We start from the raw sequence: 1380 nt of genomic DNA, 5'->3' as shown, positions 1-1380 counted from the left end.
CTCTATGATTCCCAGATAATATACGTCCAGCAGTAATAATAAAAAATACCTTCATGAATTCTGATGGTTGCAATGATTGACCTAAAATTGATATCCATCTTTTTGCTCCTTTAGTTTCAACACCATAAAAAATTGTTACAATAACTAATATAATTGTAACAATAAGGCCAATAATCGATAGATTTTTAATTTTTTCTGTAGGCAAAAATGATAAAACAATAATTAGACTAATAGAAATTAGTGAGAATATTAAATGTTTTTTTATAAAATAATTAGACTCTGCACCAATATGTTCGGCTATTGCCGGTCCAGATGATAAAACTATTAGATTACCAAAAAGTATAATAGCAATAATAATGATAAGAGTCGGTCTATCAACAATCCACCACCAATTTCCTAATATACTTCTATTATGACGATTAATCATAGTACATAAAGAAGATAGTCCATTACAAAAAATAATTACACATAATAACTAACAAGCACTTTAATGACCAATAAAAATATCAAATATAATGCATTTCAACCTTATAGGTAGTATATGCTTTCTAATATATCATTTATACTATTTTTGTTATATGGCTTTGCAATAAATCCTACAGCTCCGAGAGCATAGGCTTTATCTATTTCTTCTTTATCTAAAAGACCACTTTGTATCATTATTGGAATATGGGATAATTTGTGAATTGATTTGATTTTTTTGAGTAAATTAATACCATAGATATCCGGCATCATAATATCAAGTAATATTGCATCTATTTTATTATCCTGTTTTTTTAGTATATCTAATGCTTCTTTGCCATTAATGGCAGTGACTGTATTATAGCCCAAATTTGTAAGAATCATGGAACAAGTTTTTAGACATATATAATCATCATCTACAACTAAAATATTTATTATTTTGTGGTGTGATATAGATGTTTTTATTTTTTTTCCATTAGGTTGATTTTGTATTATTGGTAAGATAAATGAAATTGTTGTAGTCTTTTTGTTACTGTTGGCCTTAATACGGCCATTATGTGCTATTATAATTGAATTACAAATTGCTAATCCTAAACCCGTACCTCCTGCAATTGATTTAGTTCTACTACTTTCAGAAAATGGGGTAAAAATATGTTCTAATTCATTTTTAGGAATTCCTATACCGTGATCTGTAACGCTTATTTTAATACCATTTATGCTGCGTTTTGATATTGAAGAAAAACTAATATTTTCTATTGTTACTATAATATCATGCTGATTACCGTACTTTATAGCATTGTCAAGTATATTACGTATTACCTGAGCAATTCTCAATTTATCAAATTTTAGTACACAGGTAGTATTGGATAAAATACGTAATATTATATCAAAATTATTAACTGGGTGATCAAACTCATC

2 protein-coding genes are annotated in these 1380 nt (G+C 27.3%); both read right to left on the bottom strand.

Translation table 11 applies throughout. From position 1 onward, the window contains the following. A partial coding sequence (locus tag IHI24_RS04685) for an FtsW/RodA/SpoVE family cell cycle protein (protein ID WP_194966906.1) occupies positions 1 to 427 on the bottom strand: 427 nt, incomplete at its 3' end. A gap of 101 nt (positions 428 to 528) precedes the next feature. Next, positions 529 to 1380: ATP-binding response regulator (locus IHI24_RS04680; RefSeq protein ID WP_194966905.1), on the bottom strand; the 852-nt coding region annotated here is incomplete at its 5' end.

The organism is Rickettsia endosymbiont of Cardiosporidium cionae, assembly GCF_015476335.1.
GTDB lineage: Bacteria > Pseudomonadota > Alphaproteobacteria > Rickettsiales > Rickettsiaceae > JADHZC01.
This window is presented reverse-complemented; position numbering and strand designations above follow the sequence as displayed.